This window comes from Stutzerimonas sp. LR2, assembly GCF_055755175.1.
Genome location: NZ_JBVTRR010000074.1, coordinates 1 through 709, shown reverse-complemented (window position 1 = coordinate 709; position 709 = coordinate 1). Strand labels below are relative to the sequence as shown.

The window sequence follows — 709 nt, the reverse complement described above, 5'->3', positions numbered from 1 at the left end:
AATGACATCTTCAGTGCTAGCTTGAGAAAGGCCTTTATCATCATTGTATGTCGCAATATGTTACAAAATTTCTATTAGAATGCGGAGGACAGATTCATGAATACTCCCTTTTTTATTATCAAACGGCTATTTGGCTAATTAAACCATTCCGGATTCCTGGCGTTATCCATCTCGAAAATCTGTTCAGTGCTCTGCATGACATCGTTTGGTGTAAGCATCAACTCTTCATGGCGAATGATGAATGGACGCAGTCTCACAAGGCCGTTTTTCTGGCTATAGATATTCATGACTGCGTGCATGCGTTCGCCAGGCGAAATCAACGTGAGCCACTGCCGATAAGCGCCGGTATTTTTGATGTAATTCACTAATGCAAAGCTGAGCGCGCCAGCATGCTTTTTCGATAATGCCTTTTTGTTGTTTTTTTTAATGAGTTGAGCAATCGCCTCCACATGAGCACCAATGGGCACATCGAGGTTTGTGCGTGCTGAATTAAAGTCCTGCTGCCCAATAGTCACCAAATGCACTTGATTATCACGATAGTCTCGTAGATAAAAAACATGGGAAGTAAAAGGTGTTGAGTGAATGTGATCTCCCAACTGCCAACCGAAGGCGTTTAAGTTAGCGGCAGAAATCTGTTTATCAATTGCATTGCTCATGGTGAATTCCTTTAGTCCGATAATGAGAAAATGGTAAGCCATACCCAACATCT

General features: G+C 42.2%; 1 protein-coding gene. It reads right to left on the bottom strand.

Annotated elements, in window-relative coordinates:
• Positions 1 to 134 precede the first annotated feature (134 nt).
• Positions 135 to 709, bottom strand: a 575-nt coding sequence (locus tag ACVRRC_RS22115) for a hypothetical protein (protein ID WP_472997594.1), incomplete at its 5' end; no start/stop codon positions are given.